The sequence below is a fragment of the Flavobacterium sp. UBA6195 genome (genome assembly GCF_002422095.1).
Classification (GTDB): Bacteria; Bacteroidota; Bacteroidia; order Flavobacteriales; family Flavobacteriaceae; genus Flavobacterium.
Window position 1 is genome coordinate 1 of record NZ_DITB01000099.1, and the last position, 24,308, is coordinate 24,308.

Annotated in this window: 33 protein-coding genes and 1 pseudogene; 9 read left to right on the forward strand and 25 right to left on the reverse strand. The window is 30.8% G+C overall.

Annotated features, from left to right (window positions below):
• Positions 1-173 (forward strand): ATP-binding protein (locus B4I81_RS08770; protein ID WP_291109805.1); only part of this gene is annotated, 173 nt, incomplete at its 5' end.
• A 29-nt stretch (positions 174-202) separates the two neighbouring features.
• Here B4I81_RS08770 and B4I81_RS08775 read toward each other — a convergent pair.
• Together B4I81_RS08775 and greA are read right to left on the reverse strand one after the other, a co-directional pair.
• The gene (locus B4I81_RS08775) at positions 203-592 is read right to left on the reverse strand and encodes an HIT family protein (protein WP_291109738.1); all 390 of its coding nucleotides are present in this window, start codon (positions 590-592) and stop codon (positions 203-205) included.
• A 10-nt stretch (positions 593-602) separates the two neighbouring features.
• Positions 603-1,079 carry a transcription elongation factor GreA gene (gene greA, locus B4I81_RS08780; RefSeq protein ID WP_291109740.1) on the reverse strand — a complete coding sequence of 159 codons (477 nt, stop codon included), beginning with the start codon at positions 1,077-1,079 and terminating at the stop codon, positions 603-605.
• A gap of 155 nt (positions 1,080-1,234) precedes the next feature.
• On the opposite strand from greA, the gene B4I81_RS08785 reads away from it, so the two are divergent.
• On the forward strand, positions 1,235-1,657 hold the full coding sequence (locus B4I81_RS08785) for a Rieske (2Fe-2S) protein (protein ID WP_291109742.1): 423 nt from the start codon (positions 1,235-1,237) through the stop codon (positions 1,655-1,657).
• 56 nt (positions 1,658-1,713) lie between these two features.
• Here B4I81_RS08785 and B4I81_RS08790 read toward each other — a convergent pair whose 3' ends face one another.
• The 6 genes from B4I81_RS08790 to B4I81_RS08815 all read right to left on the reverse strand — a co-directional run bounded on the left by B4I81_RS08790 (position 1,714) and on the right by B4I81_RS08815 (position 8,022).
• The gene (locus B4I81_RS08790) at positions 1,714-3,867 is read right to left on the reverse strand and encodes a TonB-dependent receptor (RefSeq protein ID WP_291109744.1); all 2,154 of its coding nucleotides are present in this window, start codon (positions 3,865-3,867) and stop codon (positions 1,714-1,716) included.
• A 297-nt stretch (positions 3,868-4,164) separates the two neighbouring features.
• Complete coding sequence (arfB, locus tag B4I81_RS08795; RefSeq protein WP_291109746.1) at positions 4,165-4,566, reverse strand: alternative ribosome rescue aminoacyl-tRNA hydrolase ArfB; 402 nt, start codon at positions 4,564-4,566, stop codon at positions 4,165-4,167.
• A complete protein-coding gene (locus tag B4I81_RS08800) occupies positions 4,559-6,094 on the reverse strand; it encodes a DUF4301 family protein (protein ID WP_291109748.1) in 1,536 nt (511 codons plus the stop codon). Before B4I81_RS08800 ends, arfB begins: the two co-directional genes overlap by 8 nt.
• Positions 6,064-6,678, reverse strand: coding sequence for a nicotinamide riboside transporter PnuC (pnuC, locus tag B4I81_RS08805; protein WP_291109749.1), 615 nt, complete (start codon positions 6,676-6,678; stop codon positions 6,064-6,066). The genes B4I81_RS08800 and pnuC overlap by 31 nt, the downstream gene beginning before the upstream one ends.
• Positions 6,675-7,391, reverse strand: coding sequence for a geranylgeranylglyceryl/heptaprenylglyceryl phosphate synthase (locus B4I81_RS08810; RefSeq protein WP_291109751.1), 717 nt, complete (start codon positions 7,389-7,391; stop codon positions 6,675-6,677). The genes pnuC and B4I81_RS08810 overlap by 4 nt, the downstream gene beginning before the upstream one ends.
• A 1-nt stretch (position 7,392) precedes the next feature.
• On the reverse strand, positions 7,393-8,022 hold the full coding sequence (locus tag B4I81_RS08815) for a 4'-phosphopantetheinyl transferase family protein (protein ID WP_291109753.1): 630 nt from the start codon (positions 8,020-8,022) through the stop codon (positions 7,393-7,395).
• A gap of 129 nt (positions 8,023-8,151) precedes the next feature.
• Here B4I81_RS08815 and ahcY point away from each other — a divergent pair, with 129 nt between their 5' ends.
• Both ahcY and B4I81_RS08825 read left to right on the forward strand, forming a co-directional pair.
• Complete coding sequence (gene ahcY / locus B4I81_RS08820; protein WP_291109755.1) at positions 8,152-9,468, forward strand: adenosylhomocysteinase; 1,317 nt, start codon at positions 8,152-8,154, stop codon at positions 9,466-9,468.
• A gap of 158 nt (positions 9,469-9,626) precedes the next feature.
• Positions 9,627-10,727, forward strand: a complete 1,101-nt coding sequence (locus tag B4I81_RS08825; protein WP_291109757.1) for a DUF4407 domain-containing protein — start codon at positions 9,627-9,629, stop codon at positions 10,725-10,727.
• Positions 10,728-10,803: 76 nt separating this feature from the next.
• Here B4I81_RS08825 and B4I81_RS08830 read toward each other — a convergent pair whose 3' ends face one another.
• Genes B4I81_RS08830 through B4I81_RS08840 form a run of 3 tightly spaced genes read right to left on the reverse strand, consistent with a single transcriptional unit; the run spans position 10,804 to position 12,707 of the window.
• Positions 10,804-11,511 carry a PH domain-containing protein gene (locus B4I81_RS08830; protein ID WP_291109759.1) on the reverse strand — a complete coding sequence of 236 codons (708 nt, stop codon included), beginning with the start codon at positions 11,509-11,511 and terminating at the stop codon, positions 10,804-10,806.
• A gap of 45 nt (positions 11,512-11,556) precedes the next feature.
• Entirely contained in the window at positions 11,557-11,928 is a 372-nt protein-coding gene (locus B4I81_RS08835) for an MmcQ/YjbR family DNA-binding protein (protein ID WP_291109761.1), read from the reverse strand.
• 8 nt (positions 11,929-11,936) lie between these two features.
• Entirely contained in the window at positions 11,937-12,707 is a 771-nt protein-coding gene (locus B4I81_RS08840) for a cyclase family protein (protein ID WP_291109763.1), read from the reverse strand.
• A 52-nt stretch (positions 12,708-12,759) separates the two neighbouring features.
• Between B4I81_RS08840 and B4I81_RS08845 the strand changes: the two genes are divergently transcribed.
• On the forward strand, positions 12,760-13,014 hold the full coding sequence (locus B4I81_RS08845; protein ID WP_026724412.1) for a hypothetical protein: 255 nt from the start codon (positions 12,760-12,762) through the stop codon (positions 13,012-13,014).
• Between the two features lie 127 nt (positions 13,015-13,141).
• Here B4I81_RS08845 and hemW read toward each other — a convergent pair whose 3' ends face one another.
• The 3 genes and pseudogenes from hemW to ruvC all read right to left on the reverse strand — a co-directional run bounded on the left by hemW (position 13,142) and on the right by ruvC (position 15,307).
• Positions 13,142-14,272, reverse strand: a complete 1,131-nt coding sequence (gene hemW / locus B4I81_RS08850; protein WP_291109766.1) for a radical SAM family heme chaperone HemW — start codon at positions 14,270-14,272, stop codon at positions 13,142-13,144.
• 128 nt (positions 14,273-14,400) lie between these two features.
• Positions 14,401-14,700: pseudogene (locus B4I81_RS08855) on the reverse strand (four helix bundle protein); the annotation flags it as partial.
• 52 nt (positions 14,701-14,752) lie between these two features.
• Positions 14,753-15,307: a crossover junction endodeoxyribonuclease RuvC gene (gene ruvC, locus B4I81_RS08860; protein ID WP_291109770.1), complete on the reverse strand. Its 555-nt coding sequence runs from the start codon at positions 15,305-15,307 to the stop codon at positions 14,753-14,755.
• A 55-nt stretch (positions 15,308-15,362) separates the two neighbouring features.
• Here ruvC and B4I81_RS08865 point away from each other — a divergent pair, with 55 nt between their 5' ends.
• Entirely contained in the window at positions 15,363-16,289 is a 927-nt protein-coding gene (locus B4I81_RS08865; protein WP_291109772.1) for a hypothetical protein, read from the forward strand.
• Between the two features lie 87 nt (positions 16,290-16,376).
• Positions 16,377-17,405, forward strand: a complete 1,029-nt coding sequence (locus B4I81_RS08870) for a glycosyltransferase family 2 protein (RefSeq protein WP_349678571.1) — start codon at positions 16,377-16,379, stop codon at positions 17,403-17,405.
• Positions 17,406-17,407: 2 nt separating this feature from the next.
• Here B4I81_RS08870 and B4I81_RS08875 read toward each other — a convergent pair whose 3' ends face one another.
• Complete coding sequence (locus B4I81_RS08875) at positions 17,408-17,890, reverse strand: hypothetical protein (RefSeq protein WP_291109776.1); 483 nt, start codon at positions 17,888-17,890, stop codon at positions 17,408-17,410.
• A gap of 67 nt (positions 17,891-17,957) precedes the next feature.
• Here B4I81_RS08875 and B4I81_RS08880 point away from each other — a divergent pair, with 67 nt between their 5' ends.
• Positions 17,958-18,455 carry a DUF456 domain-containing protein gene (locus tag B4I81_RS08880; protein WP_291109778.1) on the forward strand — a complete coding sequence of 166 codons (498 nt, stop codon included), beginning with the start codon at positions 17,958-17,960 and terminating at the stop codon, positions 18,453-18,455.
• 279 nt (positions 18,456-18,734) lie between these two features.
• Here B4I81_RS08880 and B4I81_RS08885 read toward each other — a convergent pair whose 3' ends face one another.
• The 8 genes from B4I81_RS08885 to B4I81_RS08920 all read right to left on the reverse strand — a co-directional run bounded on the left by B4I81_RS08885 (position 18,735) and on the right by B4I81_RS08920 (position 23,318).
• Positions 18,735-19,304, reverse strand: a complete 570-nt coding sequence (locus B4I81_RS08885; protein WP_291109780.1) for a tetratricopeptide repeat protein — start codon at positions 19,302-19,304, stop codon at positions 18,735-18,737.
• Positions 19,305-19,319: 15 nt separating this feature from the next.
• A complete protein-coding gene (locus tag B4I81_RS08890; protein ID WP_291109783.1) occupies positions 19,320-20,144 on the reverse strand; it encodes a hypothetical protein in 825 nt (274 codons plus the stop codon).
• A gap of 81 nt (positions 20,145-20,225) precedes the next feature.
• On the reverse strand, positions 20,226-21,047 hold the full coding sequence (locus tag B4I81_RS08895) for a hypothetical protein (RefSeq protein WP_291109785.1): 822 nt from the start codon (positions 21,045-21,047) through the stop codon (positions 20,226-20,228).
• Between the two features lie 65 nt (positions 21,048-21,112).
• On the reverse strand, positions 21,113-21,607 hold the full coding sequence (locus B4I81_RS08900; protein ID WP_291109788.1) for a hypothetical protein: 495 nt from the start codon (positions 21,605-21,607) through the stop codon (positions 21,113-21,115).
• A gap of 64 nt (positions 21,608-21,671) precedes the next feature.
• Positions 21,672-22,094, reverse strand: a complete 423-nt coding sequence (locus tag B4I81_RS08905; RefSeq protein ID WP_291109789.1) for a hypothetical protein — start codon at positions 22,092-22,094, stop codon at positions 21,672-21,674.
• Positions 22,095-22,124: 30 nt separating this feature from the next.
• The gene (locus tag B4I81_RS08910; RefSeq protein WP_291109792.1) at positions 22,125-22,565 is read right to left on the reverse strand and encodes a hypothetical protein; all 441 of its coding nucleotides are present in this window, start codon (positions 22,563-22,565) and stop codon (positions 22,125-22,127) included.
• A complete protein-coding gene (locus B4I81_RS08915; RefSeq protein WP_291109795.1) occupies positions 22,565-23,014 on the reverse strand; it encodes a hypothetical protein in 450 nt (149 codons plus the stop codon). Before B4I81_RS08915 ends, B4I81_RS08910 begins: the two co-directional genes overlap by 1 nt.
• 7 nt (positions 23,015-23,021) lie before the next feature.
• Positions 23,022-23,318: a hypothetical protein gene (locus B4I81_RS08920; protein WP_291109797.1), complete on the reverse strand. Its 297-nt coding sequence runs from the start codon at positions 23,316-23,318 to the stop codon at positions 23,022-23,024.
• Positions 23,319-23,477: 159 nt separating this feature from the next.
• On the opposite strand from B4I81_RS08920, the gene B4I81_RS08925 reads away from it, so the two are divergent.
• A complete protein-coding gene (locus tag B4I81_RS08925; protein ID WP_291109799.1) occupies positions 23,478-23,693 on the forward strand; it encodes a helix-turn-helix domain-containing protein in 216 nt (71 codons plus the stop codon).
• Here B4I81_RS08925 and B4I81_RS08930 read toward each other — a convergent pair.
• Positions 23,683-23,898 (reverse strand): hypothetical protein, encoded by a 216-nt coding sequence (locus B4I81_RS08930; protein WP_291109801.1) that lies wholly within the window; start codon positions 23,896-23,898, stop codon positions 23,683-23,685. The two genes, B4I81_RS08925 and B4I81_RS08930, sit on opposite strands and share 11 nt — an antisense overlap.
• A gap of 98 nt (positions 23,899-23,996) precedes the next feature.
• Positions 23,997-24,260 (reverse strand): hypothetical protein, encoded by a 264-nt coding sequence (locus B4I81_RS08935; RefSeq protein WP_291109803.1) that lies wholly within the window; start codon positions 24,258-24,260, stop codon positions 23,997-23,999.
• Positions 24,261-24,308 lie beyond the last annotated feature (48 nt).

Sequence of the window (24,308 nt, forward strand, 5' to 3'; positions counted from 1 at the left end):
ACCAATTTACTAAAGTTTTCGAACCTGGATTTACAACGAAAAAAAGAGGTTGGGGATTAGGGTTGTCGTTGACTAAGCGGATTGTACAAGAATACCATAAAGGAAAAATAAAAGTGGCTCATTCTGAAATTGGAAAAGGAACTACAATTCAGATTAGTTACAAAAAAGCATAAAAAAATCCCGAATGAATCGGGATTAATTTTTATAAGTTGGAAGCTATTTGCTTGGCTAATTCTTGAAATTCTTCTGGTGTTAAACTAGTTTTTCTTTGAAAACGCATATCATCCATCTCTTGAAGTGGAATTAGATGTACATGAACGTGGGGCACTTCTAATCCTACAACCGCAACTCCTATTCGTTTACAATCTACTGATTTTTCAAGGGCTTTGGCTACTTTTCGAGAGAACTTCATTAAACCTAAATAATGATCTTCTTCCATATCAAAGATTTTGTTAATCTCTTGCTTTGGAATACATAGTGTGTGTCCTTTAGCATTCGGATTTACATCTAAAAAAGCCACGTAATTGTTATCTTCAGCTATTTTATAACATGGAATTTCTCCATTTACTATTTTGGTAAAAATACTTGCCATTTTAATCTTGTTAATCTCTTGAAATTTCTAAAATCTCCACTTTTAAAACTCCATTTGGAACATTAATTTCAGCAATTTCACCCACTGATTTTCCTAATAACCCTTTCCCAATAGGAGAAGTTACAGAAATTTTTCCTGATTTTAAATCCGCTTCGCTTTCAGCTACTAATGTGTACTTCATTTCCATACCATTAGCTTGATTTTTAATCTTAACAGTAGACAATACTAATACTTTTGACAAATCCAATTGCGATTCATCTATTAAACGAGCATTTGCTACTAACTCTTCCATTTTAGCAATGCGCATTTCTAATAAACCTTGCGCCTCTTTAGCCGCATCATATTCTGCATTTTCAGACAAATCTCCTTTATCTCTGGCTTCTGCAATTGCTTGAGATGCTTTTGGACGTTCTATGCTCTTAAGTTGATCTAATTCTTCTCTTAATTTTTTTAATCCTTCTGCTGTGTAATAAGATACTGTACTCATAACTTCATTGTTTATATAAATAGAAAGAATCCCACCTGCATGGGATTCTTTTCACAAAGATAATAAATATTTTTAATATTAATTTAAGTAATAACGTAATGTTTAGTCAAAAGTAATTAATTAAATTTGTTTTACAAATGAAAACAAAAACCAATATGAAAAAATATATTTATCTTCTTTTCATCCCTTTATTTTTTGGATGTGACAAAGAAGATTTTCAAAACAACAACCCTTATTTACCAAATTACCCTGTGAACTTAAATATAAATATGGGTTTGCCTCAATTTAGTAATTTATTAAGTCCTGCTAACGCCGTATATATTAATTCAGCTGGACAAGGTATTAGAGGAATTATCGTTTTTAATACAGGTAGTGGATATGTAGCTTATGATGCAGCTTGTCCAAATCAAGCTTTAGCCTCTTGTTCTACCATGACATTAAGCGGTATTGATGCAATTTGTTCATGTGACAACAAACGCTATAGTTTATTTTCAGGGCAGTCTCAAGGCATGCAATATCCCATGAAACGTTATCGAGTAGAACAAATAAGTGAAGTTTCACTTCGTGTTTATAACTAACAAAAAAAGCCTGAAAATTTGAACTTTCAGGCTTTTTTCAACTTAAATTAATTTAACTAAAATTTTAAACTCAACCCAAGAAGAAAATTAATTCCTGCTTGAGGATAATAACCCGCGCCTCCATAAGTAATTGTACTACCTGAGGAATCATCATCATACGTATAGAAATACCCGTTCGATTCATATTTTACATCAAAAACATTATTTACCAATGCTGAAAAAACAATCGATTTAATTCCTTTATTGATTTGCCAATCGTAAGAAGCATTAAAATCATTAATGAAATAACTATCCAATATAGAATTTTCTGAATCGATATTTCCCATATATTGTTCTCCAACAAATTTTGACAATAATGACAATTGTAATCCTTTAACTGGCAAGTAAGTAAACCTATTTCCGAAAATAAAATTAGGCGAAAATGCGATATTAGTATTTCCTAAATTCTGAACTACTCCATTAATTTCATAATAAAAATCCTCATTCTTATTTTGACTTAATGTGAAATTCGGATTTAAAATTAATTTATTTGTTAAAGCAATTGTTGATTCTACTTCTAAACCCAATCTGTAACTTTTTCCACTGTTTGTAAAAATTGGCGAACCTACATCGTTTAGTGCTCCTGTCATAACCAATTGATTGTTATAGCGCATATAAAATGCATTTGCAGCTAATTTTACTTTTTTAGAATTGTATTTCCATCCCAATTCATAATCAAACAATCGCTCAGGTTTGACGGCACCACTTTCGTAATCATCTCGTCGTGGTTCTTTATTAGCAATTCCAAAATAACCATAAAATGCGTTTTTATCATCTAATTTAAAATTTAAACCCGCTTTTGGATTGAAAAATCTGAAGGTGTCATTAACGGCATCGAATTTTACACTTGTTGCATCATAAAAAACCATTCTGTATTGTAAATCGGCGAATAAATTCAACTTGTTAGTTACGTTGTATGATGCTTTTGTATAGAAATTTACATCATCTTTGTTTCCATAATTATCATAATAGCGATTTGGATTTGGAATATAATTTTGTGTCCAAACTACTTCTCCATAATGCAATCCTAAATAGCGATTGGCTGCTCCTCCAAATAACAAATCGGTCTTTTCATCTCTATAGTTTAATGAAAAAGTAGCTCCAAAGAAATCATTATCTAACCAACGTTTTCTTACCAAATCAGAAATAGAATTTCCGTTAAAAGCAGGCAAATTATAATCGGTTAAATCTTCGTCTTCTTTGTATTGCTCGAAATAACCTTTTCCTATGGTGTAATGTAATGCTGCATTTGAAATCCATTTATCCGACCATTTTTCTGTCCAATGCAATTGAAAATGGTTTTGCCAATAATTATCGGTTTCATTATTGTAGAATTTCATGTTGCCGAATTCATCAAAATACATTCCGGCAGGATTGAAGGTTCTACTTCCGTTTAAATCCTCGGTACCGTACCAAGCTTGATACGTTTTTTCTTTTCCTCCAAAAGCTAAAAACTTAATCAAAGTAGACTCCCTCACATAATTAGCATTAAAAAAATAACCAAACATATTAGAAGTAGCTCTATCGATAAATCCATCTGAAGCAATGTTAGAAATTCTCCCGTTTATTTCGAAATTATTGTGCAATCCTGTTCCAAAAACCAAAGTATACTTTCTCGTATTAAAACTTCCGAAAGAATTTGCAATTTCAGCATATGCTTTTTCTTGATATGATTTGGTAGCCATGTTTAAACTTGCTCCAAAAGCACCAGCACCATTCGTTGAAGTTCCTACTCCACGTTGCAACTGAACACTTTCTAATGACGAAGCAAAATCAGGTAAATTCACAAAAAACGTTCCTTGACTTTCGCTATCATTAAAAGGAACTCCGTTTAAGGTAACGTTAATTCGAGAACCATCGGAGCCACGAACTCTCATATACGTATAACCTACACCATTTCCGGCATCGGTTGTACTTACCACAGAAGGCAAATATTGCAACAAAACCGGCACATCTTGACCCAAATTTCGTGGTGCAATTTCTTCCTTAGAAACATTCGTGTACGTAATTGGATTTTTGTCTTTTGCTCTAACAGACGAAACGGTTACTTCTTTAAGTTCGGTAACTTTTGTAGTGTCTTTCTTAGTTTCTTGGGAGAAAGAGGCAAAAGGTAAAAGGCAAAAGATAAAGGGTAAAAGACAACTAAAATAGCGACTTTTTGTTTTTGGCATTAAGCCATTTTTTTTGAATAAAGTTTTCATTCGTAAAATAAATACGAATAAAAGGGGTAATTATTCCTTGTTTAAAAATTAAATTTGATACTCTTTGACGCCAATAAACGTGCACATTTATTTTTGTCAATTCCCTAAACAGCATTATCTGTTCTAGGTTCTATGGGTATGATCTCAGCTCGTTATTTAGAGCACCCCTTTGAGACAAGGCAAAGATAAGGCAATATCAACGACAATTACAAGAACAATTTCAACCTTTTTTATATTGATTTTGAACTTGAACTTGCTTTAGAACTTTTAAAAGTTTGGCTTTTTCCTATTTTGCTTTAAAACACTCATTACCTTTTTAGCATTCAGTCGTTTTTCTTTTACTGCTCTTGGAATTTTAGTTTCTTTTCTTTCTTTTGGAACAACCAAAGCATTTTCAAGTAACTTAAAACATTTCTTGATGACTTTTTCTTTGTTTTTCAGTTGACTTCTATCTTCTTCGCTGGTTAAAATTAGGATTCCGTCTTGCGTAAGTTTAGTTGCGATTTTAGTCTGCAATAGCATTTTTTCTTCTTCAGATAAACCTTTAGAATTGATTAAATCGAAAGTCAATACCGCTTTAGAAGAAACTTTATTTACATTTTGTCCTCCTGCACCGCTACTTCTTACCGCTTTAAATGAAAACTCAGATGCTATTATTGATTTATCCATTATCAGGTTGATGTGACGATTTTAGTAAATCATTTACCGTTTTAACTGGATTGAAAGTTTCTAACGGAACCTCAACAAAAATAGTGGTCCATTTTGCCATAGCGCCATTCCATAATCCAGGTAATTCTAGAGCCTTAATTGATTTTCCGTGTTTTGTTTTTTCTGTTATAAAAGCTGTTCTTGGATCAACAAACTGAGTTAAATCAAACTTTTCCCCTTTAAAATTCTTTACACCACAAACAATATCTACTGGATTAAAATGCGTAGCCTCTTTAGCAATATTTTTTTGCGATGAATTATTCAAATCTATCTGAGAAGATTCAACAATTTGTAAAGTTTGACGTCCTTTTTCATCTTGTACCCAAAATGGCCCACCTCCTGATTCCCCTTCATTTTTTACCATTCCACAAACTCGAATCGGACGATTTAACACCTTAATAAGATATTCCACTTTGTAATCAGATTGAAAAAAATTGAATTCCTCTTGCAACGGAAAAGCCATTTTTTTTTCTGCAAAATCCTTAATCTCATTAATTTGATTTTCGGTTACATTTCCACTTGAAAGCAACTTAAGATAATTAAAAATCTTATACTGCATCCAAATTAAAACACCTCCTAATAACTTTTTATTTGTTTCGATTGCAATTCTATGGTTTTGAGATACGTTATCTATATTTTTTATATAAATTATATCCGATTGTAACGCATTTAAATTATCAATCAATGCACCGTGTCCGCCGGGTCTAAAAAACAATTTATTGTCTTCTATTCGAAACGGCGTATTATCATGATTAACTGCCAAAGTATCAGTAGATTGATTTTGATAAGAATAGCTTATTTCACATTCTGAAAATTGATCAGTAATTTTCTCAAAATCAAGTTGAAATTCTTTATTTATGGTAAAATGAATTTTCGTTTTTTGATTTTCCTTCTTGAAAAATTCAGTTTCAAAAATATTTTCTTCAATAGGCGTTATGATTTTCTCATCTCTAACATGAAAAGGCAAGATGCCTTTTGGTTTATTAGCATAATCTAATCCTTCTTTACTTAACAACGTCTTTATTAAGATGTAGTATTTTATATCACTGGATAAGTCATAATAATTAGGATATAATTGAATCGTTTTTTCTTTCAATTCTTTGTAAAAAGGAAAATTTTTCAATCCAAAAATAAAAATCGATACATCTTTAGCATTTTGCTTGTTGATATAACTATTTATGGTATCATTTTTTGGATCAAAATCGTTCAAAAACTCATTCAAAAATTTGAACATACGGGTAGCAGCACCTGAGGCAGGAACAAACTTTTCGATAGAATAATTCGATTTGTGTTTATCAAAATAAGAAACAAAATCGTTTATTTCTTGTTCAGAAAACTTCCAAATTCCATCTCCAACTTTTGCAGATCGAACTAGGTTAATTTTGGGAATTCCTTGGATAAAAAAATCCAACTGTTGTTGAATTTTATGGATTGAATTTCCTCTATTTTGTATGTAAATTAAATCGTCTTCTGTAAATATTTTTTCCATTCTCTATAGCCTAAAATAGCAATAAACGTAAATAGTATAAATTGAAAACTCGAAAAGGTTAAGCCCTTATAAAAATACAATGGAATCGAAATGATATCCGCTATAATCCAAAAAATCCAGTTTTCGATTTTTCTTTTGGCCATGAGCCACATCCCAACAAAAAATAACCCTGTGGTGAGTGCATCAACATAAGCTGTCCAATCGGTAAATTTATCAAAAAAATGGTAAACTAATGCAACAAATGTTAAGGTAATTGTAAAAATTAGCGTTGAAACTAGAATTTCTTTCCGATTTATGGTTGAAATAGGAAATTCATCATGACCGTCTTTCGTTTTGGACCATAAATACCAACCCAAAACACTCATAATAGAATAGTAGCCATTAATGATTAAATCGCCATACAATTGAAATTCAAACAAAATATAAACGTAAAGAATCGTGCTAACCAAACCCGTTGGGTACACTAAAATATTATTTTTTCGTGCAAATAAAACACTTATGATTCCAAATACTACTGCAATTAACTCTAATGCAATTAAATAGTTGGGATACTCTTTATATTGAGAAAATAAAAACTCTATCATAGCAAAAAGAAGTTACTGTTATTTTCAAAAGCCGTTCCAATTACCACCAAATCCGCACCTGCTTCATACACTTCTTGAATCGTTTTCATAGAACGAATACCTCCACCAACAATCAAAGGAATATGAATATTTTGCGATACAAACCGAATCATTTCTAATGAAACGTGTTGATTGGCACCACTTCCAGCTTCTAAATAAATCAATTTCTTTCCTAAAAATTCGCCTGCTTTTGCTGTTTTATAAGCTAATTCGATATTGTTATTTTCAATCGGTTGGGTTTGACTTACGCGTTGCACAGCGGTTTCTTTTCCGCCATCGATTAGCAAATAACCTGTTGGGATAATTTCTAAATTTGATTTTTCTAACGCTTCAACTGAATTGATATGATGTTCAATCAAATATTCTGGATTTCTTCCAGAAAGCAAACTTAGAAATAAAATTCCGTCGGCTTCATTAGAAATTTGTGATGGATGTCCAGGAAAAATTAAAATAGGTAATTGTGTTTCTTTTTTTAATAATGCAATCAACTCATCTAAATGCGTTCCGCTAAAAGTGCTTCCACCTACAAAGATATGAGTTGCATATGAAGCTTTAATTTTATCAGACAAAACTTGAACTTTTTCTATCGTAACTTTTTCTGGATCGATAAGAATAGCCAATAGTTTTCTATTATCTTTTTTAGCTTGAAGTATATTTGATAAGAGATTTTGCATTTTAGTTATTTGGGAACACACACACAAAGATATAATCTTCTACTTTATAAAAATGAAAATTAAATTTTTCAATAGTGTTATTAAAATGCAATTCTGCCGAACATTTCTCGTCAGATAAACAAAATTCGTTTTCAAAAATATGTTCAGGAAAACTAATTCCTACTTCATTTTTAATTTTGAATATCGATTCTTTAACACCCCAAATAATAGTTGCCTTCATTATTTTTTCAAATTCCGAAAGATTTTCAAGATGCTTCATTTCTAAAAAACGAGGGGCAATTTTCAAGGTTTTCTCTTTTAGAATTTCAATATCAACACCCATTATTTGATTACTTATACAAATGCAAGAAAATTTATGAGAATGCGAAATAGAAATATTTTTACCATCATTTAAAATTGGTTTTCCTGTTTCAGTATATGTTAAATCATAATCATTATATCCAATATGTTGCAACAACATTCGAACCGCTAAAAAACCCTTTTGATGTTCTTTAGATTTCATTCCCTCTAATCTAAATAATGAAGTATCTTTCAGCGAAACCGCTCTAAATAATGAAGTTACATCTTCGGTAATATGCCAAAAGTATGCAGTTGTAGTAGCGTTAATTTGTATAGAAGTATAAAAAGGCATCGGATATTTAATTGTGGTTCAAATAATTAGCAAGATAAACAATTCACAAAATTTCTAACATTATTTAGAAAATAAAAACTTATGTTGTAACTTTGCACCCTCAAATTTAAAAATAAATTAATAAATATAATGAGTACAAAAACAATTCCATATGTACCATACAAAGTTAAAGATATTTCTTTAGCAGCATGGGGAAGAAAAGAAATTCAATTAGCAGAAGCTGAAATGCCAGGTTTAATGGCTTTAAGAGCAGAATATGGCGCAAGTCAACCTTTAAAAGGAGCTCGTATTGCTGGATGTTTACACATGACCATCCAAACAGCTGTTTTAATTGAAACATTAGTTGCTTTAGGTGCTGATGTAACTTGGTCATCTTGTAATATTTTCTCTACTCAAGATCATGCTGCCGCTGCAATTGCTGCTGCTGGAATTCCTGTTTATGCATGGAAAGGTATGAATGAAGAAGAATTTGACTGGTGTATTGAGCAAACTTTATTCTTTGGAGAAGATCGTCAACCATTAAATATGATCTTAGATGATGGTGGTGACTTAACGAACATGGTTTTTGATAGATATACAGAATTAGTTTCTGGAATTAAAGGTTTATCAGAAGAAACTACAACTGGAGTTCACCGTTTATACGAAAGAATGAAAGCAGGAACTTTATATATGCCAGCTATCAACGTAAATGACTCCGTTACTAAATCTAAATTTGACAACAAATATGGTTGTAAAGAATCTGCTGTTGATGCGGTTCGTAGAGCTACTGACGTTATGTTAGCAGGAAAAAGAGTAGTTGTTTGTGGTTATGGTGATGTAGGAAAAGGAACTGCTGCTTCTTTCCGTGGTGCTGGTTCTATTGTAACAGTTACTGAAATTGATCCAATTTGTGCTTTACAAGCAGCAATGGACGGTTACGAAGTTAAAAAATTAGACACTGTTATTGCTAATGCTGATATCGTTATTACTACAACTGGAAATAAAGATATCGTAGTAGGTCGTCATTTCGAAGCTATGAAAGATAAAACTATCGTTTGTAACATCGGACACTTCGATAACGAAATCGATATGGCTTGGTTAAATGCTAACTATGGTGATACAAAACAAGAAGTTAAACCTCAAGTTGATATTTACAACGTAAACGGTAAAGAAGTTATCATTTTAGCTGAAGGTCGTTTAGTAAACTTAGGTTGTGCTACAGGTCACCCAAGTTTTGTAATGAGTAATTCATTCACAAACCAAACGTTAGCTCAGTTAGAGTTATGGACAAACAGTGCAGCATACAAAAATGAAGTATATATGTTACCTAAACATTTAGATGAAAAAGTAGCAGCGCTTCACTTAGCTAAATTAGGTGTTGAATTAGAAACTTTAAACCCAGAGCAAGCAGCTTACATTGGAGTTGAAGTTCAAGGCCCATTTAAACCTGAGTATTATAGATATTAATTGTCATGCTGAACTCGTTTCAGCATCTCAAAATAATTTAAACCCTTGCAGCAATGTGAGGGTTTTTCTTTTACCAACTATTTTTCAACAAATTAGCAACAACTTGAAACTTTTGGCGTTAAATTTGTACTAATCATCATCAATCAAAATCAATCATCATGTTAAAACGTTTTTTTATATTATGCTCAGGCGTAGATTCCGACATAATTAACGGCTGTTCTAATGGCGAGCAAAACAAATATGCCGGAATTGGAGCTACCGTTTTCTTCACTGCCGTAATGGCTTTTATTGCGAGTGCTTATGCGCTTTTTACTGTTTTCGACAATGCTTTTATTGCCATAGCTTTCGGACTAGTTTGGGGTTTGCTGATTTTTAATTTGGATAGATTTATTGTTTCTACCATAAAAAAAAGAGACAGCTTTTTAGATGAATTCATTCAAGCCACTCCTCGAATTGCATTAGCAATTATTATTGCTATCGTAATTTCAAAACCTTTGGAAATCAAAATCTTCGAAAAGGAAATCAATACGGTTTTATTGAAAGAAAAAAACGAAATGATGTTGGCCAACAAAAGACAAGTAGCCAATTATTTTCAATCTGATTTAGACAAAAACAAAGCGCAAATTGATAGTTTAAAATCGGATATTCTTAAAAAAGAAAAAGAAGTAAATGATTTGTATTCGGTTTACATCACCGAAGCTGAAGGAACTGCTGGAACTAAAAAGTTAGGCAAAGGTCCGGTTTATAAAGAGAAACGTGAAAAACACGATGCCGCTTTGCAAGATTTAGCGACATTAAAAGCTTCAAACCAAACTAAAATTACCGATTTAGAAGTGAAAGCTAAAACCTTACAAGCCGATTTAGATAAAAAAGTCACCGAAACCCAACCTATTATTGAAGGTTTCGACGGATTAATGGCGCGAATTAATGCGTTGAACAAATTGCCTTTCTTACCTTCATTTTTTATTATGTTATTGTTTTTAGCGATTGAAACTTCACCCATTATTGCGAAATTATTATCACCAAAAAGCGAATACGATTTCAAACAAGAAGATAACGAAATGGGCATCAAAAATATGCTAGCTCAAAATCGTTATCAAAGCGAATTACAAAAGAAAACCGATGCCGAAATTTACGATAAAGTCTATGCCGACATCAAAGAAGATAAAGAACTGTACAACTACAAAAAGAAAAGTGCTACGGAATTATTAAAACTCCAAGCCGATGGTTTTGTAGAGAAGCAGAAGAAATCAATGTAGAAAATAGCCATTAGGTAAAAGCAAAAAGGCAATAGTTTAACTTACTATTGCCTTTTTTGATTTATAATCTAGAAACTTATAAAAACTTCAAAATTTCTGATTTTAATCTATCGTATTCTCCTTGAAGAATTAAGCCGTTATCTAATAATTTTTTATAGTTCTGAAGCTTGGCAAACAATTCGTCTTGTGTTAAATGAGATAAACCTTTTTCTTCTGAAATTGGCGCTTCTACTTCCGTATCACGAATCACATCGTTTGGCGTTGGCATTAACTCTGCAAAATGCGTTACCTCTTCAGCTTGAATCTCTTCAACTACTTCTTCTACAACTGGCGTTTCAATTGGAGCTTCGAATTTAGCTTCTTCTACAACTGGTGTAGCTACTTTTGGGTTTTTTAATAAATCCAATTGCTCTTTGGCGTAAGTGTATAATTTTCGCGCTTGATTTTTTGGTAAATAATCAACCGTGTGTGTTAAATCAGAATTAGTTGTAAAGGTAAAATCAGCACCTAAAATGCCTTCTTTTACAAACGAACCTGCAATATCATCCCAATCGTAATCAATGAATTCCATTGATAATCCTAAGTTTTTAGGCTTACATAAAATGATACGCTTGTTCGTTACCACAATGCTATCTGGAAAAATAGTTACTGCTGGTTTTTTCTGAACCGCAATATAGCCTACTTCTTCATTCGACATTAAAAGATTCTCCAATTTAGCCGTGATTTTCTCGATGGCTTTTGGATCTTGATCTTCATTTAATATTTTTTTTAAGTTGTCTATCATGATAGTTACTTTGAATTTTCTTATTTAGTAGCACAAAAGTAATGCCTAATTTTCTAATTCTTGAATTTCTTGTTGGACTTTTTTCGTTAAACTTTTGAAAACAAGTTCGTAAGAATGATTAATCAATTCGCACATCATTTTATCGGAAACATCACCATGAAAACGAACGGTATTCCAATGTATTTTACTCATGTGATAGCCTGGTTCAATGGCTTCATATTCCGCTCGAAGTTCCAAAGCACGTTCTGGATCGCATTTTAAATTTAACGAAGGCGTTCCTTTTTCCCATTCGGATAATGAGGTTAGGCAAAACATTTTTCCACCTACTTTAAAAACCAAGGTATCTTCATCAAACGGAAAATGTTCAGTGACACCTTTTTTAAATTGGCAGAATTCGTATAGTTGTTGGATGTCCATTTTGATGATTACTTTTCAATTTTATACAAAATAGGTTTTGATGGTGAAGCATCATTTTCAAACGAAGCGAATTGTAAATTCAATAAATAACTCCCGTCTTTTATTTCTTCATTAACGTAAATCATTTCCGTAATCGTACAATTGAATCGAGCATCTTGATTGACTTGATTCACATCTTTTACATTCCAAAACGATTTATGTGCTAATAATTTTCCTTCGTCGTGTTCTTTGTCGACACTTGGCAAATCGACAAGCAAATGTTGAATTCCTTTTTCTTTAATAAAAATCGCAGCAGCTTCTTCCAAATAAGGAGGATTTGTATTGGAATAATTCAGATGCTTTTTGCTTTCTGAATTTGGCAATGTTCTGATGATGATTGCTTCTGGCGAATTTCCTCCCAATGCTGATTCAATTTGCTCTTTTGTAATAACTAAATCTTCTCCATCTACTTTTGGTTCCACTGAAATCAATTCTGCAGTAAAGAAAAACTGTTTCAAACATTGATTTATTGAATAAAAATGGCGGGTAATATGTCCCAAACATTCCGTATGCGTACCATGTGCGTGCGGATTGAAAAAAATATTATTGAAATTAGTAGATGATTTTCCTTCCGAAACTTTTCCTATCCAATCGCCCATTTTTACGGGTTCGATTTCAGGGGCATTTTGATACCAAGCAATTGGATTTTGATCGTCATTGGTTAGTGGAATCGAAATATCAATCGGTTTTGATAAGTCGATTTGAAATGTAGAATTATTGTGAGTGATTGTTGTTTTCAAAGCAATTATTGATTAAATTTACAATGATATTCAGATTTTAAAGATAGACAAAATGAAGAAATTTTTCATAATTTTATCGCTTTTATCTACGTTTTGTTTGTTTTCTCAAACCAAAACTGATACGATTCAACCGATTTTACAACCAATTAAAATCGATGTTAATTTGAATTCGAACAAACATTTTTTCACATTCAATCAACTAAATTTCTACACAAAAAATGATTTTTCTATTTACAATAGAACCACGATGATGAATGATAATTATTCGATTTATAATGGCCAATTTGAATACAAGAATTCCATTTAATTCCACAAAACATGTTGTTTAATTCTAAAATTGATTCGTTCAATCCCAGCGGAACAGATGAATTTGGAAGTACCCTTTTCATGGGTGTTTTAAATTTAGCCGAACAATTATTTCAATCGAAATAAAATTATAAATTCAACAGAAATAAATCACTGGCAATTCCATCGCTTAAAAACTTTCCTTTTTTAGTAGTTCGTAAAATGTTTTCATCTACAAACAACAAATGGTCTTCTATGAATTTTGCTGCTTGACGGTTCAAATAATCTAAATAGGTTTTACCAAATTCTTGCTCGACTCTTTCTAATGAAACACCCCAAATTGTGCGCAACCCCGTCATGATATATTCGTTGTAACAATCGGTTTTGGTTAAGGTTTCAATTTCTATTGGTAATTTATTTTCTTGAATGGATTTGATATAAAGTGAATTATTCGAAACATTCCAACCTCTATTTTTTCCATCATAACTGTGAGCAGACGGACCAATTCCGATGTATTTTTTACCTAACCAATAACTAGAATTGTTTTTGGAGAAATAGTTTTCCTTTCCAAAGTTCGATAATTCATAATGAATGAATCCGTTTTCCGAAAGTTTGTCAACCAAAATATGAAAATGTTCTTGCGCCACTTCATCATCAGGTTGTGGAATAATTCCTTTTTGAATAAACGAATGCAAAGCCGTTTTGGGCTCGACCGTTAAGGCGTAACTCGAAATATGCGGAACTCCAAAAGACAAAGCAGTTTCTATATTTTGCAACCATTTTTCGTTACTCATTTCGGGAATTCCGTAAATCAAATCAATAGAAATATTATCGAAATATTGTGTTGCTGTTTCCAAACATTTTTTAGCTTCTTCAGCATTGTGCGCACGATTCATCATCTTCAAATCGTCTTCAAAAAACGATTGAATTCCGATTGATAAACGATTGACTTTATTTTTTGAGAGTTCAATTATTCGGTTTTCAGTTAAATCATCTGGATTGGCTTCTACCGTAATTTCTGGATTTTCGACTACTTTATAATTTTTATAAACTGCATCAATCAAAAATTTTAAATCTTCAACCTGTAATATCGAAGGCGTTCCACCGCCAAAATAAATCGTTTCTACAATCTCATCTTGAAACTCGTTTTTACGCAATTGAATTTCTTTAGCCAATGCCAAAACCATCTCCTCTTTCTTCTTCAAATTAGTAGAAAAATGAAAATCGCAATAGTGACAAGCTTGTTTGCAAAAAGGGATATGGATGTAGATTCCGCTCATTTTAAGTGCTCAGTGTTCAGGTTTTAGTGTTCAGTGCTATGATAAAGTAGTATTTAGTTTTCAGATTTTGAACCGAATTTTCCCGGGTTTAAAATCATGTAATTTATTAATCTTCCAACTTCTTTTTATTTTTCAGTCAAATAATCAAATGTGTCATGAGTAATATATTTACAAGCTAAAGCATATTCTAACCAGCCTTGTGTTTCAGAATTTTCTGCATCAGCATCAGTTAATTTGCTGTGAAAATATTTTGGATATTCCCTTTTTCGATAGGCTTCTGCAATCGTAATAGTAACACTTCTTGAACTTCTTCTAATCTGATCTGTTAAAGAATAAGTTTCTTCTTTTGGAAAACTTTTTGATATTTCAAAAACTTCCATTGCAACATCAAATCCTTTTTTATAAGCTAATAAATCTTGAAATCTCATATTGTTTTTTTACACGATATTATACTGAAAACTAAAAACTGAGCACTGAGCACTATTTTTTTATTCTATCTTCATTCTGTTTCACAAAAGAATCCCAACCCGAATAACTTTTTCCCACTTCTACTCTTCCCGAATTGAAAAAATGACAAACAGCTGCTGCTAAACCATCAGTAGAGTCAAGATTTTTTGGTAATTCTTTTAAACCTAATAATTGTTGAAGCATTTTGGCAACTTGTTCCTTGCTGGCGTTTCCGTTTCCAGTAATCGCCATTTTAATTTTCTTGGGTTCGTATTCAGTAATTGGAATATCTCTTAAAAGTCCGGCTGCCATGGCAACGCCTTGTGCTCTTCCTAACTTTAACATCGATTGTACATTTTTCCCAAAGAAAGGCGCTTCAATCGCAATTTCATCGGGATTGTGCGTGTCGATTAATTCTATGGTACGTTCAAAAATGACTCTTAATTTCTGATAATGGTTGTCATATTTGGATAAAATAAGTTCGTTCAACTGCAGAAATTCCATTTTCTTGTTGACTACTTTGATTAATCCAAAACCCATAATCGTGGTTCCCGGGTCGATTCCTAATATGATGCGTTCGTTTACCAATTATTTTGTTTTAAGTTTCAAGTTTCAAGTTCAAAGTTTTCGTTTCTTTGTACCAATGATTACAATTCCTCACAAAGCTAAGCAATTCCTTGTTTTTACCATCAAACTTTTGATTGTAATTGGTGCGTTTTATTTTATTTATGACCAAATTGCTGGAAATTCGAAATTAGAATGGAGTAAGTTCCAGACTTTGGTTTTGGAAAAAACTTCAATAATTACTATCATATTCATTTTATTGTTTAGTGTTGCGAATCGTTATTTCGAAATTTTAAAGTGGCAGAATTTAGTTGATTTCATTAAACCAATTTCGGTTGGTGAAGCGAGTAAACAAGTTTTAGGCGCTTTAACTGCTGGAATTTTCACGCCAAATGGTTTAGGCGAATATGCCGGAAAAGCCATGTTTTTCAAAAAAGAACAAACCAAAAAAGTGGTATTTTTAAATTTAATTTGCAACGGCATCCAAATGATTTTGACAATTATTTTCGGAATTCTTGGATTGTTTTTAATTGGATATTGGAAATGGGCTTTAGCGATTATTGGAATTGCCGTTGTCTTATTTTTAATTGCTGTTCTTTCTAAAAACATTACAATTAAAGGGTATTCCATTCAAAAATTACTTCACAAAATAAACGAAATTCCGAAGAAGATTCATCGAAAAAATATTGTCCTGGGCATTTGTCGTTACTTAGTTTTTTCGCATCAATATTATGTTTTGTTTTTGGTTTTCGATGTTGATTTACCTTATTTAACATTGATTAGCTCGATTGCTTCGGTTTATTTTTTAGCTTCTTCGTTACCAAGTTTTCAATTTTTGGATTTCGCTGTAAAAGGAAGTGTCGCAATGTTTTTCTTTGGGAAATATGGTGTTAACGAATGGATTGTAATTTTCATTAGTACCTTGATGTGGTTTTTAAACGTAGTTTTACCTGTAGTGATTGGAAGTTATTATGTAATGCGATTTAAGTTGAATACTTCAAAATAGATTATTCGTATGCTGGAATTAATTCTCGGAATTGTTTTTCTCATTTACATCCTGTTCATCGGGCAACTGATTTATGGATTCAATCGCATGAAACGCTTTTCGAAAAAGGAATTCACCCCAAAAACATCTTTTACCATTGTAGTTCCGTTTCGAAACGAAAAAGAAAATCTTCCGAATTTATTGCATTCGATTTCTTTGTTGAATTATCCGAAAGAATTGGTTGAAATTATTTTAGTAGATGATGATTCTGATGATGAATTTAGAATTCAGAATTTAGAATTTAGAATTCCAATGATAAAGAACATTCGTAAATCAAATTCGCCAAAGAAAGATGCGATTGAAACCGCAATTCAAGTTGCCAAAAACGATTGGATTATTACTACTGATGCGGATTGTTTGGTTCAGAAAAATTGGTTAACGACTTTCGATCAATATATTCAGGAAAATGAAGTTAAAATAGTAGCTTCTGGCGTTTGTTATATTCCGAAAAGTGATTTTTTATCCGCTTTTCAGAATTTAGATTTTTTGAGTTTACAAGGCGCCACGATTGGAAGTTTTGGAATTGGAAAACCTTTTATGTGTAACGGCGCTAATTTTGCTTATTCAAAACAATTTTTCAAGGAATTAAACGGTTTTCAAGGGAATGAAACGATTGCTAGCGGAGACGATGTTTTTCTGCTTCAAAAAGCCGTTTCATTTTCTCCGAAGAAAGTTGGATTTTTATTGGCTAAAGAAAGTATCGTCGCAACAAAACCAGTAGATACTTGGTCAGAATTGTTTCAGCAACGAGTTCGTTGGGCTTCGAAAAGTACAGGTTATTCTTCTGTTTACGGTAAGATGTTAGCAATTGTGGTTTTTAGTGGGAATTTGGCTTGGATATTGAGTTTTCTTCTTTGGTTGGTAGGTTTTTTATTGGATCAAAACATTTTCATGCTTTTTGTCGCTTTGAAATTCCTAATCGATTTTATTTTGATATACAAAACCGCTAATTTCTTCGAATCGAAATTACAATATGTGTTAGCAAGTAGTTTGTTGTATCCGTTTTTTAGTGTTTCGGTAGCGGTATATTCGTTGTTTGGTAACTATAATTGGAAAGGGAGAAACTTTAAGAAATAAAATTACTTCTCCATTTTAATAATCACTGGAAGCAAAAATTGCGTTTTTACTTTTACACCTCTTTTTATTGCCGGTTCTATTTTTGGAAAATCGGATAATCTTGAGTTTAAAATACTATCGATTTTGGTTTTATCTGCTATGGGAATACTGTCATTTTGATATTGCGTTTCAAATTGTAAACTCGAATCTGGATTTATTGTAATTTTTACGTTGATGGTGTCGATTTCTGGATATTCAAAACGCAAAGTATCAATTCCTATTCGCTCTTGAATGGTTTGCGCCATATAGTCGAAGAAACATTGTCTTTTTATTTCCGCATCTTTAATCGTATCGCATTGCAGAACCGATGGAAATTCATCGACTTCGTCCCAATTGATTTTTTTCAATTCTTGTTCTAGCAACTCTTTCTCATTAGGCACTTCTTTTTCGAAATACTGACAAGAAACCATTGAAAATAAAAGAAATAAACCCAAAAATAATTTCATTATTTGAATTTTTAATGCATCGTAAAGAAACAAAGTTATAAATTTGTTAGACAATAACTAAAATCTTATGGAATACTTTTTATTGATATTAGGTTTGCTTTTAATAATAGTTGGAATTATTGGAAGTCTACTCCCTGCTTTACCAGGCCCGCCTATTAGTTGGGTTGGGATTTTGATGCTTTATTTTTGCCAAGGAATGGAAACCAATTATTGGTTGCTGGGTATTACTTTAGTAATTGCGGTTGTAATTGGCATTTTAGACTATGTAATTCCAGCACAAGGCACAAAATATTTTGGCGGCAGTAAATATGGAATTTGGGGAACCAATATAGGTTTAGTAATTGGTTTGTTTTTTCCACCATTTGGATTTTTAATTGGCCCTTTTTTAGGCGCATTAATAGGCGAACTCACTTACAACTCAAACGAAGGAAAGCGCGCTTTTAAAGCAGCTACGGGATCGTTCTTAGGATTCTTAGCAGGGACGTTTATTAAGTTTTTAGTAAGTTTACTTTTCTTTGGATTATTTTTTGTGTTGGTTTGGCAGAATAGAGGAATTTGGTTTTAACGAGGAGTATAAAAATCAAAAAAGCCCTGCATCAAATGCAAAGCTTTTCATTGGTCTAACTACTAAACCTTTTGGTACTTTCGTACCTAAACAACACAACTATTTTAAATATTTTAAGAGGGCAAAAAAGCCTTTCTTTTACGAAAGGCTTCCTCTTTACTGGCGGTCTGGACGGGACTAATTATTCTATATATAACCAACAATTAATCAGACTCTTAGAAGAAATATTTATTCCTTGTACTCCTAATTGTATGCCTTTTTCGGATATTAATGCACTTTTTACCTATGGTTAGAGGTGAAATACAAATCAGTAAACTTTTCTACATAATACAGCTTTTTTGACTTTCTCCTTTCTGGATTTAATTCTAGTGATTTTTTAAAATCTATAATTGCACTAGAATAATCTTGTAAACAACCACTAGCCAATCCTCTGTAAAAAAAGTAAATGTCTTTTGAGCTATTAATTTCAATTGCCTTAGAATAATCTTCAATTGCTTTAGAATAAATTTTTAGACAGAACAAAACTTTTGCTCTTCTAAAATAATACAAGTCATTTTGCGGATTTATATCTACAGCTTGGTTGAGATTAATTAGGGCACCATCATAATCTTTCTTTTCGTATAAAACTTTAGCTTTCATATCATAAACAAACTCCTCTTTTGGAAAGAGTTTACAAGCTTCATTCAAATAATGTAGCGCACCTTCAACATCCTTAATCTTGAGTTTAAGTTTAGCTAAAACTAAAAAATAACTTGGCTGATTTTCAAATGAACACAGGTGTTTTTCAAATGTTTCTATTTTTTTCTTTATTTCAATACTATTGATATTTATTGTGTTTACTTTATCCATAGAATGACTCAATTATTATTCAAATGCTTTCGCAGTTAAAATGGATAATGAAGATATAAATCCTAAACATCCAACAGCCCACAATAATTCATCAATAGTGTAAATATCTATATAACTTGGTTTTGAAAAATAAAGAAAAACTGTCAATATTGCTATAGAAAAAATCCAACTTGTAATAAATTTTACCACTTTATGAGGGCGTATTAATTTGTAAACAAATATTGAAATCCCAGCAATTAATATTATTGAAAAAGCAAACCAATTTCTTGTTTCTACAAACTCGTATATCTCAAAAAATCTCTTAGGGGTATTGACAATTAATATTATAAAATACATAAAGTAACCAATACCTAAACAACCTAATTTGTTTACTCCTTCTGAAAAAAAATGTAAATTCAGTTTGTCTTTTATATAAAAGCTAATATTTTCATCAGTAATGTATTGAATTTCTTTTTCTTTTTCAACTAACTTTTTATAAACTAACTTTTTTACTTCATCATTTCTTAAATTGTGTCTTTTATATTCATCTGTTCTATTTTTTATTTGATTGTATTTTTTTTCAAGCTCTTTTAATTCTATTTTTAAATTGTTCATTTTACTAGATGTAATATTAGCTTTATAATATTTTCTTTCTAAAAGAATAGACAGAAAATCTATAATTGACATAAGAATTAACAGGCTTAAAATAGTGGTAAATATGCTTTTAACTCCAAGCCATAAATATTCTAAAACACCAATTGGATTTGATGATTTGTAAAAGTAATATGAGATGTAACATAGTATGCTAATTGCACATAGCCACCATAAAATACGTTGAATTTGTTCATTGAATTTTGACATTTCTGAATGTTTTTTTGATTTAAAACCTTGACAAATAAATTGTACAACTAGTATTATAAATTATTACAAAAACTAGTTTTTTTACTTATGATTAGAAGTAAAATACAAATCAGTAAACTTTTCCACATAATACAGCTCTTTTGACTTGTACTCTCTATTACCTAGTTTATATCTGTATTCTTTATCACACACAAATTCTGCTAATGAATTAGAGGGCATTAAAACACAAAAATACAAATTGTGATATTTGTCTAACCAATCACTAATTTCAATTTTATTAAATTCTAAAACTGCTGTTTCAGCGTCTTTGTATTTTAATATGAGGTCTTCTTCATATGATTTTGACTCCCATAACTCATAAAACTCTTCTATATATTTAAAGTTAATGTATTTACATTCATCATCTTGATTCTTTATTTCAAGATAAAAGGGCTCATATTTATTTACCCAATTTACAATTAACTCAGTAGTATACAGAACATCTGTCATTTCTTCAATTGCAGTTTTGCAATGATGTTGAAGCATGATAAATTCTGTACTTTTTACAAAACCGATTTCTTCATCTTCATAAATTCTAAAGGCAGAGTTATGATGTCCAAAATGTGGTCTTTTGTTAATAAATGAAATAATGTCTCCATTTGCTTTTGATGTAACTAAAAATGTGTTTTCATATTCATCTTGTGTCCAACAAAAAAATTTAAGATGATTAGTGTTGGTATCTGACCACTTTAAAGGTAAGGTTTGATTTTCTAAAAACCTATTCCAAACAAAGATGTCTTGTAGCTTTTCCAAAAACAAAGCTTTTGTAGTACCACAATAAGAAATATCATCAGTTAAGATTTCATCTAACATGACAATATCCATACGTTTTAAAAAGTATATAAAGGCTTGGAGTTGGTTCATGATTTAAAATTATTTTGTGACTGATGAAATTCTATCATGGCTTGTAAAGAGTTATTAAAAGGCTTTTATTCATCTGTACAAAACTTGTTTTTATACTTATTTATTGAAGGATTAAAAGTTTCTTCAAGAACAATAAATTCTTTGAAATCACTAAGTTCAATTTTAATTCCTAATTCTTTTGACACAACTATTTTATCTCCTTCTATTTTTTCCTCTTCCCATTCAAAATACTTACAATAAAAATGTTCTGCGTATTGATATACATTTTCATAATCTGTCAGCCATTCTATGACCTCTTCATCATTTTCATGGTCTAAGAGTTTGTATCTATTATTGGCTTCAATTATGGTTTGTTCATGATCTAAAAACTCAACTAAAACTTTAAATTCATGAAAAGACCAGATTAACTCTTGCATACAGAAATCACTGTATGGCTGTTGCTCTATAGTTTTAAAATGCCTTTTATACCAAGCTACATATTCCTGTTTTTTTGGGATATCTGTTGATGTGGGGGTTATTTCATCTAGGATTCTCAAATATGGATTAAAATTATATTTCATCAAAAAAATATAAATATATTATTTTAGTATTGTATATGTCAGCTTTTTTAAATGAATTTTTTGGCTATTTTGTAACATTTTCAAAATAAATTGTTTGTAAAATTCCATCTTTTTCTTTTAATCCTATAACCCAAAGTTTACCAAGTTTTTCTAAATGATCTTTAACACTCCATTCATAGTTATTATTAGAATCTATCATTATTTGTTCATCTGGAAACATTTTATTCACTCTAACAAATTTTAATGTGAAGCCGGTAGCTCCTTCAGGAGTTGATAATAGAAAAATATACATTTTATAAAAAGTATCATAATAAATATCTCTAACCTTTGCAAATGGCACTTTATTTATGATTTTTAATGTTTTTGCATCTTGGTAGATAAAATATGCTTCTCCTCCTTTATATGTGATTTTGGTATCTTTTTCTTGTGAATAAAGAATTTGAATTCCAAAAAATGAAATAATTATAATTTTTAAAATTGATTTCATAATTTTTAATTGTTATGTTGCTGTATTTTTTTATTTTATTACTAAAATTCCAACATCTCCATCAGATCTGATATCATAAGTTAGATAGCCTCTTTGAATTACTTCCTCTCCATTTACAGTTTTTGTTCCATATTTTCTTATCAACTCTTTACCAATTGAATTAGAGTTGTTTTTAGGCATAAGAAAAATTATTTGTGCAACTTCACCCTGTACTGTATAAGTAACAAGTGGAGTTATTAAACTCTCATTTTTATATTGAACAGTTACATAAGCACCATTATCACTTAATTTTTTTTCCCCTTTTTGTTCAAATGAAAAATTAATTTTAGCCATAATTTGTGTAAGTGAAGTAGAATTTAAAATAATACTCTCTACATCAAATTTTGTTTCTGTAAGTTCATAAGATTGAGAATGGGATAAAAATCCCAGCATTAATAACAGTGATGTTAATAATAATTTCAATGTTTTCATTAGTAATTTTTAAATGTTTTTTTTCCTAGTTCTGTTAAATAATATTTAGATCTAGAATTTGATTTATTTCTGCCTTTTATTTCTAATATATAGAGTACTTGTCCACCTCTTTCATTATATACAATTTTATATAATCGCATGTCTCCATTATAATTATTTGACCATTCTAAGGGGTTGCTTTTTATATAACTAACAGGTGAAAAAGTAATGCAATAAAACCCACTTTCATCATAAAAGCTATCATCAATAATTGATGGGTAACTATCATAATAACCATTATATAGGTCTTTTTTTAATAACCAACCATCTGAAAAATTAAATTCAAACTCTTCTGGTCCAACACTTCCTTCTTCTAATTTAGTGTAGCTAGTTTTTATTTTTATTTCTTGTGCAATTGTTGAAATTGGAGAAAAATAAAATATAGTTAGTATTATTAATATATGTTTCATTTGATTTTTATTTAGAAGCGGCTTTGTATCCTGCTTTAAAGCCTAAATTATACCCACATTTATAACTATTATTAGTGCAACCTATAGGAGGAATAGGAGCAATTGGCGAAATAGGACATATAGCATTTTTACCTTTTACATCTTTCCATCCTTCACAATAGCCTTCATCCCATCCTTTTGAAAATTCAGATTTCATTAAGTTTGTTTCAAGGATACATTTTAATTCTATTGTTTCTGGAGAAACAAAAGCACTATTGACATTAAATATTAATCCTATTAATGTCAGTAAAAATAATTTTTTCATAATTTTCTAAATTTTAAATGCATAATTAATTTATTTATATTTAATATCCTTACGGATTTCCGTATTCTTAAAAATAATATAGTTATCATTAATGATAACCATTTTAAACAAAAATAGAACAATTTTTGAGTTATCAAATAATACAACTCAAAAAGTTCAATGTCAGACTCTAAAATTCAGGTCAAAGTAGGATTGCAAATCCAAAGAATTAGAGAGCTTAAAGGCTTATCTCAGCAGGATCTGGCTGCTAAATGTAACTTTGAAAAAAGTAACATGTCCAGACTTGAAGCTGGTAAGGTCAATCCAACAATTTCTACTTTAGAAAAAGTTGCTTCTGCTCTAGAAATTAACATTATTGAACTTTTTAACTTCTAAGAGTAACAAAAATTCCTCTTAAAACATCGCAGTTGTAGGCTAACACAATCTCTTTTATTTTTTTATCAGGTAGTTTTCCTTTAAACCTATAGTAGTCATAATTTATTCCATTTTTATCTGTTTTGGTTTCTAAAAATTCCAACTCAAATTCATGTAAAGCAAACTCTTCCCCAATACAAAATTGATTTAAAATAACATCTTCCATTGTAAATAAGTTGATTTATGCCATAACACAAAATTGTTTTACAAATGTAGTTCTGAAATATAAGGGTTTATAGGAGTTGCAAATTTGCAAGTGAAGTTTTAGAACGTATCAGGTGTTAATTGGTCATAATTATTCCAAATAATATCTTTTGTTTCAAATAAAACTTTTCTGTCTTCTTCCCCTGAACCTGACACTATATAATATTTAGCAAAAGAAGCATCCATAATTTTATAAAAAGCTGATTTAATTCTTGATAGATGGGTATAAATAGCTTTTGTTTCTAGATTAACAACATCATCAATACTCTTAGACATCTTATCATAATCCAATTGGTTTGAAACTGAATTGTAAATGGTGAGCAACTCTTTTTTATAATTACCCAGTTCTGTAAATCGTCAGCAAAAAGTGGA